18 protein-coding genes are annotated in these 17053 nt (G+C 40.3%); 6 read left to right on the top strand and 12 right to left on the bottom strand.

The features are described from left to right. Positions 1–50: 50 nt before the first annotated feature. The 6 genes from ACL8WY_RS05455 to ACL8WY_RS05430 all read right to left on the bottom strand — a co-directional run bounded on the left by ACL8WY_RS05455 (position 51) and on the right by ACL8WY_RS05430 (position 4050). Positions 51–521, bottom strand: a complete 471-nt coding sequence (locus tag ACL8WY_RS05455; protein ID WP_436517417.1) for a hypothetical protein — start codon at positions 519–521, stop codon at positions 51–53. Positions 522–712: 191 nt separating this feature from the next. Further along, positions 713–1198 carry a hypothetical protein gene (locus ACL8WY_RS05450; protein WP_436517416.1) on the bottom strand — a complete coding sequence of 162 codons (486 nt, stop codon included), beginning with the start codon at positions 1196–1198 and terminating at the stop codon, positions 713–715. A 191-nt stretch (positions 1199–1389) separates the two neighbouring features. Next, positions 1390–1743 carry a hypothetical protein gene (locus tag ACL8WY_RS05445; RefSeq protein WP_436517415.1) on the bottom strand — a complete coding sequence of 118 codons (354 nt, stop codon included), beginning with the start codon at positions 1741–1743 and terminating at the stop codon, positions 1390–1392. Positions 1744–2063: 320 nt separating this feature from the next. Further along, on the bottom strand, positions 2064–2546 hold the full coding sequence (locus ACL8WY_RS05440) for a hypothetical protein (protein ID WP_436517414.1): 483 nt from the start codon (positions 2544–2546) through the stop codon (positions 2064–2066). 10 nt (positions 2547–2556) lie between these two features. Further along, positions 2557–3507, bottom strand: a complete 951-nt coding sequence (locus ACL8WY_RS05435; RefSeq protein ID WP_436517413.1) for a hypothetical protein — start codon at positions 3505–3507, stop codon at positions 2557–2559. A gap of 36 nt (positions 3508–3543) precedes the next feature. Further along, positions 3544–4050 carry a hypothetical protein gene (locus ACL8WY_RS05430; protein ID WP_436517412.1) on the bottom strand — a complete coding sequence of 169 codons (507 nt, stop codon included), beginning with the start codon at positions 4048–4050 and terminating at the stop codon, positions 3544–3546. Positions 4051–4498: 448 nt separating this feature from the next. Between ACL8WY_RS05430 and tgt the strand changes: the two genes are divergently transcribed. Genes tgt through ACL8WY_RS05405 form a run of 5 tightly spaced genes read left to right on the top strand, consistent with a single transcriptional unit; the run spans position 4499 to position 9118 of the window. Continuing rightward, entirely contained in the window at positions 4499–5629 is a 1131-nt protein-coding gene (gene tgt, locus ACL8WY_RS05425; RefSeq protein ID WP_436517411.1) for a tRNA guanosine(34) transglycosylase Tgt, read from the top strand. Between the two features lie 13 nt (positions 5630–5642). Beyond that, on the top strand, positions 5643–6725 hold the full coding sequence (locus tag ACL8WY_RS05420) for an LptF/LptG family permease (protein ID WP_436517410.1): 1083 nt from the start codon (positions 5643–5645) through the stop codon (positions 6723–6725). Beyond that, positions 6722–7633, top strand: coding sequence for a DMT family transporter (locus ACL8WY_RS05415; protein WP_436517409.1), 912 nt, complete (start codon positions 6722–6724; stop codon positions 7631–7633). The genes ACL8WY_RS05420 and ACL8WY_RS05415 overlap by 4 nt, the downstream gene beginning before the upstream one ends. A 1-nt stretch (position 7634) precedes the next feature. Then, on the top strand, positions 7635–7955 hold the full coding sequence (locus ACL8WY_RS05410) for a heavy metal-binding domain-containing protein (RefSeq protein ID WP_436517408.1): 321 nt from the start codon (positions 7635–7637) through the stop codon (positions 7953–7955). 23 nt (positions 7956–7978) lie between these two features. Continuing rightward, positions 7979–9118 (top strand): serine hydrolase domain-containing protein, encoded by a 1140-nt coding sequence (locus ACL8WY_RS05405; protein ID WP_436517407.1) that lies wholly within the window; start codon positions 7979–7981, stop codon positions 9116–9118. 4 nt (positions 9119–9122) lie between these two features. Here ACL8WY_RS05405 and ACL8WY_RS05400 read toward each other — a convergent pair whose 3' ends face one another. The 3 genes from ACL8WY_RS05400 to ACL8WY_RS05390 form a co-directional block, all read right to left on the bottom strand. After that, entirely contained in the window at positions 9123–10082 is a 960-nt protein-coding gene (locus ACL8WY_RS05400) for an NAD(P)-dependent alcohol dehydrogenase (RefSeq protein ID WP_436517406.1), read from the bottom strand. Positions 10083–10139: 57 nt separating this feature from the next. After that, on the bottom strand, positions 10140–11753 hold the full coding sequence (locus ACL8WY_RS05395) for a SulP family inorganic anion transporter (RefSeq protein WP_436517405.1): 1614 nt from the start codon (positions 11751–11753) through the stop codon (positions 10140–10142). A 66-nt stretch (positions 11754–11819) separates the two neighbouring features. Beyond that, positions 11820–12785 carry an App1 family protein gene (locus ACL8WY_RS05390; protein WP_436517404.1) on the bottom strand — a complete coding sequence of 322 codons (966 nt, stop codon included), beginning with the start codon at positions 12783–12785 and terminating at the stop codon, positions 11820–11822. Between the two features lie 111 nt (positions 12786–12896). Between ACL8WY_RS05390 and ACL8WY_RS05385 the strand changes: the two genes are divergently transcribed. After that, positions 12897–13772: a diacylglycerol/lipid kinase family protein gene (locus tag ACL8WY_RS05385; RefSeq protein WP_436517403.1), complete on the top strand. Its 876-nt coding sequence runs from the start codon at positions 12897–12899 to the stop codon at positions 13770–13772. Positions 13773–14108: 336 nt separating this feature from the next. On the opposite strand, the gene ACL8WY_RS05380 is transcribed toward ACL8WY_RS05385, so the two are convergent. The 3 genes from ACL8WY_RS05380 to ispE all read right to left on the bottom strand — a co-directional run bounded on the left by ACL8WY_RS05380 (position 14109) and on the right by ispE (position 17008). Then, positions 14109–14582 carry a hypothetical protein gene (locus ACL8WY_RS05380; RefSeq protein ID WP_436517402.1) on the bottom strand — a complete coding sequence of 158 codons (474 nt, stop codon included), beginning with the start codon at positions 14580–14582 and terminating at the stop codon, positions 14109–14111. 197 nt (positions 14583–14779) lie between these two features. Further along, on the bottom strand, positions 14780–15904 hold the full coding sequence (locus ACL8WY_RS05375) for a hypothetical protein (protein WP_436517401.1): 1125 nt from the start codon (positions 15902–15904) through the stop codon (positions 14780–14782). Positions 15905–16219: 315 nt separating this feature from the next. Beyond that, positions 16220–17008, bottom strand: a complete 789-nt coding sequence (gene ispE / locus ACL8WY_RS05370; protein WP_436517400.1) for a 4-(cytidine 5'-diphospho)-2-C-methyl-D-erythritol kinase — start codon at positions 17006–17008, stop codon at positions 16220–16222. Between the last annotated feature and the right edge of the window lie 45 nt (positions 17009–17053).

Below are 17053 nucleotides of genomic sequence, written 5' to 3'. Positions count from 1 at the left end.
AACATGCGTCTCAGCTTTTTTATAGTAAAAATGGAATCAAATTAATTCTCTCAATAAGGTTCTGCCATCTCATAATCCTCATTGGTGATTTCGTAGGTATAGGTTCTTAGACTAGTACCTTCACCAGATACCTTATATCCTTGTTGCGTTTCCATTTCCAGTATGTTTTTGTTACAGCAAGGCCCAAATTCTGATTCTATGAATTTGATTATTCGCTCATTATTGAAAATAATATAAACTGAATCCTCTAACGCTTGTGCTAAAACGAAGCTGTAATCAGGATTTGAACATTGAAGTTCTCCACCTACTGCAACACAATAAGCTTCGTATACAATAGAATCACTTCTGTGGACAAGAGTGTCAAAACTACCTTCATAAAAAAAATGAATTAGTTGTACCTCATAATTGGATTGATTATTGAGCACTCTTTTTAAGGTATACCTCGCCCCAATTCCATCAGTGCATCCTACGACTGTGAAGATTAGAATGATTGAGAAATATAATCGAATAAATGGTTTCATGGATCAGTCAAATTGAGAGTAAAAATGGAATAGTTCATCAAGGTGTTCCTGTGTCGGGTTGCTGTAGTAAACTTTCAAGTAGTTTTTCAGATGGCTAATTTGTTTTGAATATCGTACTGCTTGTTGTATCTCAACCATAGCTTCATCTTTAATCAAAAGGCTGGAATCCGGATTCCAGCCTTTCATTAGCATCAATCTCCACCATCATACGGCTCAGCCATCTCATAATCCTCATTGGTGATTTCGTAGGTATAGGTTTCAATACTTGTTCCTATGCCTAAAACTTCGTAACCCCATTGAGATTCTTGTTTAAGAATGTTTTTTGAACAACAAGGGTCAATTGACTCCCTTTCGAATCTGATAATTCTTTCATTATCATTGAAAATCAGATATACGGAATCTTCAAGACCTAATGCATGGGAATAACTGTAGCTTGGATTTGAACATTGTAGTTCACTTCCCACGGAAACACAATAAGCAGAAAACATAATTGAGTCTTTAGGGAGTATTAATGAGTCAATCTCATTTTGCTCAAAAAAAAGGGTTATTTCAATATCGACATTGGAAGAATTTTTTATCACTCGTTGTACTTTGTATTGAGCACCTATTCCATCTGAACACCCTGTTATCGTTAAGATGTAGATGCTTGTAAAAAATATCTGAATAAATGGTTTCATGGATCAGTCAAATTGAGAGTAAAAATGGAATAGTTCATCAAGGTGTTCCTGTGTCGGGTTACTGTAGTAAACTTTCAAGTAATTTTTCACATGGCTAATTTGTTTTGAATATCGTACTGCTTGCTGTATTTCAATCATAGCTTCATTTTTAATCAAAAGGCTGGAATCCGGATTCCAGCCTTTCATTAGCATCAATCTCCACCTTCATACGGCTCAGCCATCTCATAGTCTTCATTAGTGATTTCGTAGGTATAGGTTCTGATGAAGGTGCCTTTTCCTGTTACAGTATATCCCCATTGTGCTTCAGCTAATAGAATGTTCTTTGAACAGCAAAGACCAATTGTTTCTCGGTTATATCTTATAATCTCCTCATTATTAAATATTAAATAAACCGAATCTTCATCAGCTGTCGCAAATGCTGAATTATTTCCAACGCTTAAACAGTCGTCATGACCATTAATGTTTTCGCAATATGCTGAGAACAAAACTGAATCTCCAATATTGATTAATGTATCAATAGAGTCTTGTTGATAATATAATTTCAACCTTAATTGATGATTTGAGGAGTTTTTAATTATTCTATTATTATAATATTTCGCCCCAATTCCATCAGTGCATCCTACGACTGTGAAGATTAGAATGATTGAGAAATATAATCGAATAAATGGTTTCATGGATCAGTCAAATTGAGAGTAAAAATGGAATAGCTCATCAAGGTGTTCTTGTGTCGGGTTGCTGTAGTAAACTTTCAAGTAGTTTTTCACATGGCTAATTTGTTTTGAATATCGTACTGCTTGTTGTATTTCAATCATAGCTTCATCTTTAATAAAAAGGCTGGAATCCGGATTCCAGCCTTTCATTAGCATCAATCTCCACCATCATAAGGTTCTGCCATCTCATAATCCTCATTGGTGATTTCGTAAGTATAGGTTTCAATACTTGTTCCTTCCCCTCTGACGGTATACCCACATGGTACTTCAGCTTGAAGGACGTCCTTCCCAAAACATCCGTTGAAATCAATTCTTCTGTACTTGAGAATTCTTTCTTTATTGAAAATGATGTAGACTGAATCTTCTAATGCTTGCGCTAAAGCATAGCTGTATTCGGGATTGAAACATCCAAGTTCACCTCCAGTAACTACACAATTTGCTGAAAAGGCCACAGAATCACCTGAATGCAGTAATGTGTCTAAGTGATTTATTTCAAAGTAGTGTCTTAGCTGTATTCGATGATCCGTGGAATTCTTAATTACCCTGGTTATTGTAAACCGGGCGCTCACTCGATTATCATTCACACATCCAGTTGAGATTAGCAGAAAAAACCCAAACAATAAGATACTATAGTTCATGATTGATAGATTAAAATTGAAAATAGAAATTAAATAGTCTATCTAATTCATCTTCTGTGGAATTGTGATACCTACTTTTTAAGTAATCACGAACATGATTGATTTGATGTGAGTTTTTTACCGCAGCTTGAATTTGACTAAATGTATATCCTTTAACTCGATCGTCTGCTCTATCTGTGCCGGGGAATTCATTAAGTTGATTATGATCATCCATTAGGTCAACCAAAAACTGACTGTATGCAGATTTTTCTGATTTCTTAATTGTTTTTGCATCGTAGTTTGGTATGCTTACATTACTCTTAATTTGGACTTTTGGGTTATTTTCATAGTACTCCTTGGTAAAATAGTATTCTATAAATGTTCCCCAACTCTCTTTAAGAATATGGCTGCTCCTTGTCATATTTCTCCGATTGAGCTTCCAATGAGACTGATGTCCCAGCTCATGAAATGTCATGGCATATAAGTCATCTGTTTCACGATCACCTCTACCATCTTCGAACTTTGTATAAACCCTGATTCTGTTGATCCTCACTACGAACATGTCGCCTTTTCCTTTTTTAAAAACCGCCCGTATCTTTGTTCGGTGACCAATCCATGCCCAGAAACCTTCCGGAAATGGATTTTGAATGCCTTTATCTAGTCTTTGCACATTGTATTCATAAGCTGCATTGACCAGCGTAGCTTTCACCCAATTGGCTGTGTGCCAGTGGTAATAGACATTCCAGCGTCCTTTCCTTTTAGGCCCATTATGCCTGCCTGCCCAACCGATGTAGTTAGTAATCTTCACATGTGGTGTCTTGAATACCACGCTGTAGTTTGCGGGTCTTCTAAATGAACCTGTCTGGTAGTAACCATTCACATTAGTATCGGCAGTTTTTATGGTAAACCAGCGTCGAGTTCTCACCCGAACTTGCTTCACCGGAATCCAGCCTCTGGTAACGTTTCCACTTCGTTCTCTCACCTTCACATATCCATCGGGATACCATTTGGGTGGCCATCAGCTGTTCCAAAACCATCGGGCTCTTCCTTTGGTATCCAGGTTTGCCAGTTGCTCTTTCTCATCTTCGGATAAATTGTCCGTCAGCGCCAAAGACATGGTCTCCATCCGCATGAGTAGTTCCCCTAAGGTGGTCTTGCTACGTCCTGAAGTTGATGTCGTATCGGGCTCCACAAAATCAGGATGGTTTTCCGGAATGAAAAGTTCGGCAAGCAATTCATGTCTTACGCTATCGGGGAAGGGGTAATCTGGCTTTACTACACTATAGAGCCATTGGGTTGAGTGCTCGGTCCAGCTACTGTCTACGTACACATCACCTTCAATGTCAATTTCATAATCCAATGGATGATCGTAGTAAACCATCGTGGTATCGTCCAGCATGGCATCTTGCTGCGTAGAATCTCGAGGAAGAAAACGAACATAAAGATCCGTAGTTTCTATGGTCATCTCATCTGCGGCGCGAAGCATCCTACTTTTAGGCTTAAATGATTCTAGGGAGGTCTTCATAGAATCCAAAGCCATTTGCATGTTGGACAGGCTGTATGGGTTTTGAAGTTGCTTCCCAAGTTTCGTCCGCGTAAGGCCGTGTTCCGCTAGCCTTTCGTCAATCGTAAGAGCAGGAATAATATCCGTATCTGTACGACAACTAATTGAGCCAATGATCAAAAAAGAAGGGTGATGAGTTGAAGGAGATTTTTACGTTTTTTCATTTTAGCTATTGTTAGATTGAAAAGGTGTTTTTAGCTAGTAATGGCAGGTGGCCAGCCGCTTACGTGTTTTATAATCTCCGGAAGAAGCTCCTATCACACAAAAAATTGTGTTACTGGTATACTTCAAGTACACCTGATTTTAAGGTGTGTTGAGATTCAATAAAAAATGGTTGATAATCTCATTCAAATGAGAAGTTTATTTGACTGAATAGAACCACTTGATTTCGGCTTATTTTTGCGCTCCAATGCAATTCGAATTACTAAATACCGACGGTAAGTCTTCGGCCAGAGCTGGAGTTGTCAAAACGGCTCATGGCGAAATTCAGACACCGATATTTATGCCTGTTGGGACAGCAGGAACAGTGAAAGCTGTTCACCAGCGTGAATTGGTAGAGGATATCAAAGCACAAATCATCTTGGGCAATACCTATCACCTATACATGCGACCTGGCCTGGATGTGGTAGAGCAAGCTGGCGGCCTGCATAAATTCAATGGCTGGGATCGGCCAATTTTGACCGATAGTGGTGGATATCAGGTGTATTCGTTAGCGGATAATCGCAAAATTGTTGAAGAGGGTGTTCATTTCCAGTCCCATAAGGATGGAAGTAAGCACTTTTTCACTCCGGAGGGTATCATGGATATTCAGCGAACCATTGGTGCAGATATCATCATGGCTTTTGATGAATGCACACCCTATCCTTGCAAATATGACTATGCGGAGAAGTCCATGCATATGACACATCGTTGGTTAGATCGTTGTGTAAAGCGATTTGATGAAACAGAAGGTAAATATGGGTTTGATCAAACTCTTTTTCCCATAGTACAGGGTAGTGTCTATAAAGACTTACGAACGCTATCAGCAGAATACATAGCAAGCAAGGAGCGAGAAGGTAACGCGATTGGTGGACTCTCTGTAGGGGAGCCCGCAGAAGACATGTATGCGATGACGGATCATGTATGTGGCATTCTTCCAAAAGATAAGCCCAGGTACCTAATGGGAGTGGGCACGCCCGCAAACATTCTTGAATGTATCGCGCTAGGTGTGGACATGTTTGATTGCGTCATGCCAACTAGAAATGCCAGAAATGGTATGCTTTTCACCACACAGGGAATTATTAATATTCGTAATGAAAAGTGGAAAGATGATTTTACTCCAATTGATGCTGAATTGGGTGGATATGCGAGCACCTTTTATACCAAAGGATATTTAAGGCATTTAATCACCAGTAATGAGATTCTTGGCGCACAAATTGCAAGCATTCAAAACCTTACATTTTACCTCTGGTTGGTAGGTGAAGCAAGAAAGCAAATCATAAATGATAACTTCGCGAGTTGGAAAGAAGGAATGGTTAAAAAAGTAAGTCAACGACTGTGATTTTAGTCAATAGATGAAAAAGCTCGACTGGTACATATTGAAGAAAGTCCTCGTCACGTTTGTGTTTGTGGTAGGGTTGCTTGAGCTCATCATTTGTGTGATTGATTACACAGAAAAGAATGATGACTTCATTAAGAATGAACTTAGTTCAGGACTGATCTGGCAGTATTACCTTTCATTTATTCCTTACATCGCCAGTCTACTCACGCCAATTACAGTTTTCATTGCTACAGTTTTTGTGACCGCTAAAATGGCTTCAAAAACCGAGATTGTAGCAATTTTGGCTAGCGGCGTTAGTTTTAAGCGTATGCTTTTTCCATACCTCATTGCGTCTGTAATGATTGGTGGAGCTAGCTTTTACATGAATAGCTATGTGATTCCTGATGCCAATAAGTTCAGATTAGATTTTGAACTCAGATATCTCAAAGACCCATTCTACAATACCGATAAACACATCCACATAAAAATAGCCGAGCGAGATAGTCTTGAGGATTACATCTATATCTATCGTTTTGACGTGAGAAGGAATGTTGGTTCAGCAGTTACTTTGGAGACTGTAAATGGTACTCAGCTGGTGGAAAAACTGACGGCTCGTCAGATCGATTGGGATTCTACCGGACGATGGACTTTGAAACGATGGCAAAGGCGTGAAATAAAGAATCAGAAGGAGATTATCACGGAGGGAGATGAGTTGGATACTTTGTTGAATCTTTCACCTAGCGATTTTGGTAATAAAGATAGAATTTGGGAGACAATGACGATGAATGAGTTAACCGATCATATTAAGCTTCAAAAATCACGTGGAGCTGATGATGTCCATATTTTCCAGATCGAAAAGTACATAAGGTACATGTCTCCATTTACTATGATTATTTTGATGGCTATAGGTGTGATTGTGTCTGCACGGAAATCCAGACAAGGAACCGGCTTTCAGATAGCCTTAGGATTTGTAATAGCATTCGCATTCATTATAACCTTCATTTTGGCACAAGCAATAGCGGAAGCCGGGTCCATGAATACAATTCTGGCGATCTGGATGCCGAATATCATCTTTACCGGAGTAGCCATGTTGCTTTATAGAACCGTACCTAGATGATACAGGAGAAGAAGGACTTTCTTACCCTTCATTTCATTGTGCTGATTTGGGGTTTCACAGCGATTCTCGGATTACTTATTGATATCCCATCTGTAGAGGTCGTTTTTTTTAGAACGCTTATTTCAGCGGTAGGTCTGTGGATAGTTCTGAAGTTTTGGAAACGATCATTTGCTATTCACTCGAGAAAACATTTTTTGGTAATTATGGGCACGGGAGTGCTTATTGCTATTCACTGGATACTCTTTTTCCTATCTGCACGCATTTCCAATGCCTCCGTTTGCCTGGCTGGTATGGCTACTTGCTCCCTTTGGACCAGTTTGATTGAGCCATTGTCACAAGGTAGGAAGATCAAGCGTTTTGAAGTTCTTCTAAGCATCATCGCTTTTATTGGAATAGGGATCATTTTCAACGTAGAATTCGATTATTTGTCTGGTTTGCTCATAGCAGTACTTTCTGCGTTTATCGCTTCCGTTTTTACAGTAATTAACGGAAGGTTGACCAAAACGTATGATCCCTACGTAATCACATTTTATGAAATGGCTGGCGCTTGTATCGCAACTGCTCTTTTCTTTCCTATCTATTCTGGCTTTTTTGTAGATAAGCTAACACTAAATCCCACACTTAATGATTGGTTTTATCTGGGCGTGCTCGCAATTGTGTGTACGGTATATGCATATTCAGTTTCAGTTGAATTGATGAAGCGTCTTTCTGCTTTTTCAATTAACCTGGTGGTAAATCTGGAGCCAGTGTACGGAATTATATTGGCATTGATTATTTTCGGCGATAGCGAGGAGATGAGCCCGGGATTTTACATTGGAACGCTATTGATCCTAACCTCCGTGCTACTCTATCCGTTATTGAATCGGCGCTACAAAAAGAAGGCGCTTTCTACTGATATAATTAGATAATATGCTACTTACAACAACGAACAACATAGAGGGTAAAACCATCTCTACATACTATGGAATGGTCACCGGTGAAGCCATCATCGGAGCTAACATTTTCAAAGACATTTTTGCTTCAATCACCGACATTGTTGGAGGCCGATCGGGAGCTTATGAAAAATCACTTAAGGATGCTAAGAATATAGCGGTTCAGGAACTGATGGAAGCCGCTAAAGCATTAGGAGCAAACGCCGTTATTGCCATAGATCTTGACTATGAAACCCTGGGGAAAGATGGAGGGATGATGATGGTTAGTGCGAGCGGTACAGCTGTGAAGCTGGATTAATTCCCATTTAGTAACTTGCCTTTATGGCAAGAAAAACATTTCTACTTATAGCACTGAGTGTTTCTATCACGCTCAGTGCGCAATACTATCCTTCCAAAAGTCAATGGGAAACCAGGTCAGCTTCCCAAGTTGGCTTGAAACAATCTGCTATAGACAATGCGGTTCAATTTGCTGCTGATAATGAATATTCAGGGCAAAAAGATCTTCGATTGGCAATACTTCAATCCTTTAGCCGTGAACCATACCACGAACTACAAGGTCCTACAAAAGAACGCGGTGGCCCTGCCGGTATGATTATCAAAGATGGTTATGTAGTGGCCACATGGGGTGATATTAAGCGTGTGGATATGACCTTCAGTGTGACCAAGAGTTACTTATCTACAACCGCAGGACTTGCACTTGACGATGGGTTAATCTCTTCGGTTCAAGATAAAGTAAAAGACTATGTCTGGGATGAGACGTTCGAAGGAGAACATAACTCGAAGATTACCTGGGAACATCTATTACAGCAGACCTCTGATTGGTCAGGCGCATTATTTGGCTTGTACGATTGGGCCGATCGGCCGGATCGTGAAGGCAAGCTAGATGACTGGAGGTATCGGGAGTTGAAAGAGCCGGGAAGTAGCTATAAGTACAACGACGTGCGGGTGAATGTTCTTTCCTACTCACTCTTAAATGTCTGGAGAAAACCTTTGCCGCAAGTATTGAAAGAGCGAATCATGGATCCAATTGGAGCTAGTACTACCTGGCGGTGGTATGGTTATAATGATTCATGGATGACAATCGATGGTCAGCGCATGCAAGTGGTTAGTGGTGGAGGTCATCATGGTGGAGGTGTATTTATAAGCACAGAAGACCATGCAAGATTTGGACTACTGTTTGCACGAAAGGGTAAATGGAATGATAATCAGCTTATCTCTGAACAATGGACACAGATGATACAAACCCCAGCTTCTGCTTATGAAAGCTATGGCTACATGTGGTGGCTAAATAAAGGCCCACGTTCGTGGGAAGGATTGCCTGATCATCTATACTACGCTGCAGGTTTTGGGGGAAACTTCATTGTGGTCGATGAGCAAAAAGATATGGTCATTATCACTCGCTGGCTGGAGCCATCCAAAATAGGAGAGATGGTGCGCAAAGTCTATGAGGCAATGGATTAGTGATCTAGTCCAACATAGAAATTATAACTTTTCCGGTATGGAGGCCATCGCCAAAATGCTGAATCGCCCAAGGCGTCTTTTCCAATGGATAAGGTCCGTCCACTACAGGTTTCAATAGACCTTTTTCGTAAAGTGGATGTATCTTATCAAGGTCTTTGTTTGCTTTCAGGCCTACCATGTAAACTGGCTTCTTTCGTATTTTTCTAGCGAACGCAAGCTGAAGCAAGTTCTTGATTTCACCTCCAATGGAGACATACTTGCCCTTGGGCGATAGTGCCTGAATGAATGAATTAGGAGGTCTGCTGGTTTTTGCATCAAGTATTAAATCATACCTTTCTTTTTCTTTGGTAAAATCTGTTTGCTTGTAATCCAGAATGTGATCAAAGCCAATTTTAGCCATGGCCTTGAGTTTATCGCCAGTATCTACTCCAGTTACTTTAGCGTCATATGTTTTGGCAAGGTACAATCCCAGTGTACCAACCCCACCACCTGCTCCGTTGATTAAAACGCCCATTCCATTAGAAATTTGTCCTACATCCACAAGCCCCTGCCAAGCAAGGTTCGCTGCATGGGAAAGTGCAGCTGCATCTTCAAAAGACATATATTCAGGCTTTCTCACGACCGCCTTTTCATTTATACAAATGTATTCTGCAAAGCTTCCAAATCCATGATCTGAAATATCTCCGTACACCGCATCGCCAATCTTGAAATTGCTGGCTTCCTCACCCAATCCCTCAATTGTTCCTGATAGCTCCATTCCGAGAATCGGGCGTTTAGGCTTAAACAATCCAAAGAATAGACGGTAAACCCCAGGTTTGCCACGAACCATGCTCCAGTCATAGTCGTTTACCGCACTGCAATGTACTTTGATAAGTACCTCATTCGCTTTTGGCGATGGTTTCTCTACTTCAACCAGTTTTAGATTTTCGACTGGACCGTATGAGGTGCAATGGATTGCTTTCATTAATTCGTAGGTTAGGTGTCGAAATTAATGACGAATGTGATGAATGTCGTGTTACACTTAAATTTCTTGATCCATCAAATCAGTCACCACATGATAGCGCGGATCATCGATAGAAGACACAATCATATGCTCAAAGTCAGGACTGGCTTTGTAAAGTAGCATTTTACACTCCGGACTAAGATGAACCAGTTTCACATTTTTCCCATAGTCTTTGTATTTCTTTTCCAGTGCGAAAATGGCTTCAATGCCCGAGTGGTCGCTTACTCTAGATTCCAGAAAGTCTAATTCAACATTTTCTGGATCATTGGCCGGATCAAACTTTGAGTTGAATGATTGCACGGAACCGAAGAATAACGGCCCCCATATTTCATATACTTTGGTGCCATCCTCTTTGATTGATTTACGCGCTCGGATCTTCGTAGCATTTTGCCATGCGAATACAAGAGCAGACATAATCACACCTACAATTACTGCGATAGCCAAATCCTGCCAAACCGTAATTGCAGAAACCGTAACCAGTACGATAGCATCGGCCAGTGGTATTTTATTGATAATACGGAAGCTACTCCATGCGAATGTGCCGATTACAACCATAAACATTACACCAACTAAAGCTGCAATTGGGATTTGCTCAATAAGTGGTGCGGCAAATAGAATAAAACAAAGCAATGCCAGTGCGGCGGTAATTCCAGACAATCGTCCTCTTCCACCCGAACTCACATTAATGATCGACTGACCTATCATAGCGCAACCTCCCATTCCTCCAAACAAACCATTAAGAACGTTAGCGCCACCTTGAGCCACGCATTCACGATTACCACTACCTCGCGTTTCGGTCATGTCATCAATAAGGTTAAGGGTCATCAATGATTCTATAAGACCCACTGCTGCTAAAAGAACCGCAGTAGAAATGATCAATCCCCAATGGCCTTGAAGGGTTTCTAAGAGCCCAAAAATTTGAATTTGAAAGCTAGGTAAGCTCCCTTCCAGTCCGTTACCACCACCTTCGCGAATAAACGAACCAACTGTACTCACATCCAGCCCGCCGAAAATGGTGATGGACGCTACCACGATAATACCTACTAAAGCCGCCGGTAGTTTCTTGGTCAGTTTTGGAAGAAAGTACATAATAGCCATTGTCAGCCCCACAAGTCCCAACATGATATATAGGTCTAATCCACCCATCCATTGATATTCACCATTGATGCGCTCCTTGAATAAGCCAAGCTGAGAGAGGAATATGACGATCGCCAAACCATTTACGAAACCCATCATTACTGAATGCGGTATCAAACGGACAAATTTTCCTAATCGTAAAATACCAGCCAATATTTGAATTGCCCCCACAAGCAAAAGTGTAATGAATAGCCATTGTAATCCAAGGTTATCAATAGGAGTACTGAGTGCATTTCCGACCTCATTTCCTTTTTGGATCATATGCACCATTACGACTGCCATTGCACCGGTAGCGCCGGAGATCATACCCGGGCGACCACCAAACATTGAAGTGACAATTCCCATCATAAAGGCACCGTATAGTCCAACCATTGGATCAATGCCTGCCACGAAAGCAAAAGCCACGGCTTCAGGAACTAGTGCCAAAGCAACTGTGAGTCCTGAAAGGATGTCATTTTTTGGATTGAATGTGAAGTTTCGAAATAATCTTTTCATACGTCTACTCAAATAAGCGCGCAAAGATAGAATATTTGGAGACTGTATGTAAGGGGCGTATAATTATTAATCCTTAATCAGACCAATTGATACTGCATGTCGGTAAGCTTCGTCTGTATGACTGACCATAAGTACCGGGACATCAGCATTTTGAGTGATTTGCTCAACTTCAGGCGATAGCTCTTTGTTTTTTCCTATTGCTCGAATATAGATGGCTTTTATACGCTTTGGATACTTTTTCACAATCTCTGCGTAAATCTCAGGATCTCTTTGTCCACTGTCTCCTATTAGTACAAAGGGCAGATCTGTATAACACTCCATCAGAGCTTCAATCTTTTCCTGCTTATGCATGTGTGTACCGCCACCAGACTTAATGAGTTCTTTAAGTCCCTCCTTAAATCTCTGAAGCAGGAAAGGTCCTTTTGGTAGATTCTGGGTTTCGAAAAAGTCTTTTAGAAAATCAAACAGATTCCACTCACTGCTGCTCACGTAGAATATTGGGTTGGCGGAATTATCGCCAGCTAGTTTATGGTAAAATTCTCTTACACCTTCGAATGGAAGCCGTGTCTTGGCATTCTTAGTAAGTATCAATCGAAGCTTGCGGAGAAGCTGGGTAGCGTGTGAGATCAAAACCGTATCATCTATATCAGAAATGACTCCAAATGTAGCCTTATCATTTACTATGAGTACTTCTCCCTCTTCTTTGGAGCATTCTTTTCCTTGCTCATCCTTAATGGTGAATGTAACTGTATGCCATCCCGGTTGAGCTGGGAGATCTAGTGCAATGGACTTTTGAAAAAAACCAAGCTCATCTGTTTTGAATGAGCTTTCGTGTGCTTTGAAATATACGTTTACCTCTGTGTCGGGTATCGCTGTGCTCATGTATCGGGCAAGCATATTTTTGAAGTTCTTCCTTTTTTTATCGGTTTCACTTGCAAGGAAATTTGGTCTGTTTTCCAGCACGTGACCCGAAATGCTAATCTGTGTGGCATTACCGTACCCCCGATAAGGAATGACCGTGGGAGGACGCATAATTCCGAGCTTTTTTTTCAGCCAAAGGAAAAACCGAATGCGAATTTTTTTGAATATTGAGATGACTGATTCGAGTTAGTTTTGTTAATAAGGATATCCAATCAAAAACACGTGGACAAACTAAAGGTTTTATTCGTAATTAACCCAATAGCAGGGGATACAGACAAAGAAGATCTCGATGGACTCATTGAGGACTTTTGCACAAAAAAGGATATCACATTCGAATTGCTGAAGACTACAGGTGAAAATGACGCTGAGTCTGTAAGAGATTCAATTGAAAAATTTCAGCCTGCGGTTGTTGTAGCGGGTGGGGGAGACGGAACGGTGAAATTAATCGCAGAGCAGCTGCTGGGGACTTTTATAAAGCTGGCAATTCTTCCGTTAGGATCAGCCAACGGATTAGCAACGGAGCTAAATATTCCTGAGGATTGGAATGAGAACCTCAATCTATTAGTAGAACTAAAAACCAAAACCATTGATGCGGTAAGGGTAGATGGAGAACTATGCTTACACTTGAGTGATATTGGTTTTAATGCTGAGCTGATCAAAGAATTTGAGGAGGAAGGTACTCGTGGCAAGTTGGGGTATGCTGTTTCATTCTTTAAGAAAATTGTGGAGAGGAAGCACGGCGATTTTAATATTGAAATTGATGGTGAATCGTACAACTACACTGCTGAGATGATTGTAATAGCTAATGCGTCCAGCTATGGCACGGGAGCCGTGGTAAATCCTCGTTGCGATATGCAAGATGGTTTATTTGAAGTGTGTGTTTTTAAGCCTATCCCCCGGCATAAACTACCGAATTTAACATGGCACAGCTTTGTGGGGCACCTGGAAGATTCGGAATATTTTGCCATCCATCAAGGGAAAAAAGTGAAGATTACTGCAAAAGGGAAGCATACACTTCAGGTAGATGGGGAAGTGATTGGAGAAGTGGAAGAAGTGAAGGCTGAAGTAGTCAAAGGAGCCTTGGAGATGGTGATTTAAGATTTCTATTTGTTTCTGAGGGATATAATCCGACCGATCTCTCGTACCTGAGTGCGGCTCTATGGTTTTCTAATGCGGCTCTATAACTCCTAATAGCGGCGCAATAGTTTTTTCATACGGCGCAATGATTACCGAGAGCGGCAGGGTGATTTTCTAATGCGGCGGAATAATTCCCAAGCACGGCAGTATCATTTTACTGTGCGGCAGTGCAATTGACTTTAGCGGCGGAATGATTTTTTGTAGGGGTGGAGCTTTATCCTTTAAGCTTTTTTCAATAGATGAATGCAAGCTAATCTTGACTTTTCTGAATCCAGTAATAGCGTGAAAAATCCTACCTCATTCTGCAAGAGGGTCATTAAAAATAAATGTAGCTATTTTCCATTCTTGCTCTTTTTTGCGTGCTATCAGGACATAATTACCTTCGTTAAAAGTGGTAGTGGTGTCACCCTGATCTATCCAGGAGTATTTAACGTCAAACCTGCCTCGAATCCATGCGACACCATTATTACCTTCTATGGCATCTGGATAATGATTGAATGAGTGAACAATTCCACCTATTCCATCAGGCCAAAAGAATTCTCTTAAGTTTTCTTTTCCAATCACAGGATCATCACCATGATGTGGTATAAATGCAACATCCTCATCAAAGACTTTCAATACTGCTTCTTGCTGATTTTCAGCAAACCAACCGTCAACATATCCTTTTTCCAGTTCCTTAATTTCTGCAATGTCCGAAGGTTTTAAGTCCGAGCTCTGGATGCAGCTAAAAGTAGCAGCTAATACGAGTAAGTAAAAAGAGTGATGTTTCATTTTGATGCTTATGTAGAGAATGAATTTTGAACAGCTTTAACGTAATGAACCCTTAAAGAGATTTTCTTGTCTGTAGTATCATTCTAGTTCGGTTCAGCTAAGGCCTGCGTTATGGACATTTATTGACTTACTTGCACTAGATAGATTCGCAGCTACTTGTGTCATAGCTGCAAATCATTTCTTTTTAGATGTATGTTCTAGAATGTTTGTATTTCATCGAATGATGTCTCACTATCCAATACTTGATTAGTTTTATTCAAAATGTCATAAACTCCTATCAGGGGATTCCCAAGGTTATCCTCAGCTAAATAATAAATCAAATGATCTCCAAGGCTTACTTTTGAAACATTATAACCGTCCAAAATTGTACTGATAGAATTATTTTCATTTCTATTGACTAAAGAAATTTTATTTAACTCTCTTACTACCAGGTATTCATCATTTCCGAAAAGCACTTCGTTTGGAAGTCCGCAATTCATACATGAGGAGGATCCTGGCTGAAATATGTTTTCTGTTAATACACTAAGATTTCCATTAGTATCGAAATGACCTAAAGCATAATTGGTGAAATCTCCAACTTCAGACATTGCTTGATTAAGGACTATTATACCATCTGATACTCTCAATGATTCATGATTCCAGCTGCTAATGTCTGCTACTGTTCTGTTTCCATTGCTTATGTCAATTAAAATTTGGTTTGAACAATCGTCTAAAATTGCCATTGTGCTTTCAGGAAAGGCCTCCATTCTTGGTCCGTTGCACCCATTTACATTGTAGCGAACATTGCTTACAGTATTGAATATTTGAAAAACGGAGTTGTCCGTGATTATAGCCAGATTGCCGGAAAGAGACTGAACTGTTGGAAAATCAAGAGTAGTTTCCAATTTATCAATCTCAAGAGAGCTTGCACGTAGAATTGAGACATCAGAAAATATTAAATCACCATTTTCATTTTCGCCCTTGTATTCGCCATTAATTTCATCTTCAATTTCTAAGTAAGAGCTGTTGTGATATACATAAAATCTTCTGACGTCTGGAGCTCCATCTTCGCGAATCTCCACGTAAAGTCCTTTGGAAAAAGTTCTTGCGAAAGTCACCGTAGCGCTATCTATTACTGCGCTTATTTTTCCACTATTATCAACCTTAAATAGATTGCCATTAATGTTGCTATCATCCGAAGATGCTTGCTTAAATACAATAGCTCTAGCGTCGAAAAGGTCGAAATTAATTGGAGTCTCTGGGAGTGGATCTTCGGAGCTACAGCCAATTAATACAGTTGCAATAAGCAGGTGAATGAAGGTTAGATTTTTTATTTTATCCATAGTAAATTGTAATGCTGGTTTAGTTCTTTTTTAAATTGTGACGAAGCTAACAGGTTTAGCTTGTATAAATGCGTATTCCCGAATATTCGTATTGAACTTTGTAAGTTTTTTTGGGCACGAGAGTTTGTCCTTTCAATAGATAGCTCTGTTGGGAGGCAATATTCAAATTCAAACGTTTCTGATGGCTAGGTCTAACCTGGTATTCTCGTTGGAGAACGGGGCAATTCTTAAAAATTCTTTAGATAGATTTTCAAATAAAGGCTATTCCTCTAAATTGATTTTTTGTGGTTTTATGACTGTATCAATTTTGATGATTTATGTCGAAAGGCATTTCCATCCTTTGCCTTTAACCTCTCCCTCAAACAACCCAAACACCGTGCTTCCACTTCCAGTCATGGAAGCATACACAGCACCTGTATCATACATTTCTTGCTTTAAATCGGCGATAGCCGGATGGTTTGGGAAAATGGACGATTCAAAATTATTGACCAATGTACCTTTCCAATGCTTAAGGGGTGTCTGGATAATCTCCCTTACAGACTTTGTAGGATTTTTTGGCGATACACCGCCATATGCTTCTCTGGTGCTTACATGAATGCCCGGATTATGAATTGCCAGATGATAACCTGAAAGATCAAGATCAATAGAGGTTAATTGTTCCCCACGTCCCATTGCGATCACTGGTTGATTCTTAATAAAGAATGGGCAGTCGCTCCCAAGTTGTAAAGCATAAGTCTCAAGTTGCGAGTCAGTCAGACTGAGTCGAAACATTTCGTTAAGCATCTTAAGCATAAATGCTCCATCTGCAGAGCCACCTCCAAGTCCTGCACCCATTGGTATGTTTTTTAAAAGATGAATCTCCACCGAAGGGATATGGTGATCTTTTTTGATCAACTCAAAGGCTTTTACGCACAAGTTGGAAGATGAGTCTCCCGGGATATCTAATCCATAGCTGTGAAAAGCAAAAGAAGCTGCTTCTATCACTTCCAGGCTGTCATGCCATGGGATAGGATAGAAGCAGCTTTCAATATTGTGATATCCATCTTCCCGCTTGCTCACAATGTTGAGTCCAAGATTGATTTTAGCGTTGGGGAAGGTGATCATTTTGGCTGATTATTCTTGAATGTCATTCCGACGAAAGGAGGAATC

Source organism: Ekhidna algicida, assembly GCF_051379705.1.
Classification (GTDB): Bacteria; Bacteroidota; Bacteroidia; order Cytophagales; family Cyclobacteriaceae; genus Ekhidna.
The sequence above is the reverse complement of the archived record's forward strand: the minus strand, read 5'-3'. Positions and strand labels throughout refer to the sequence as shown.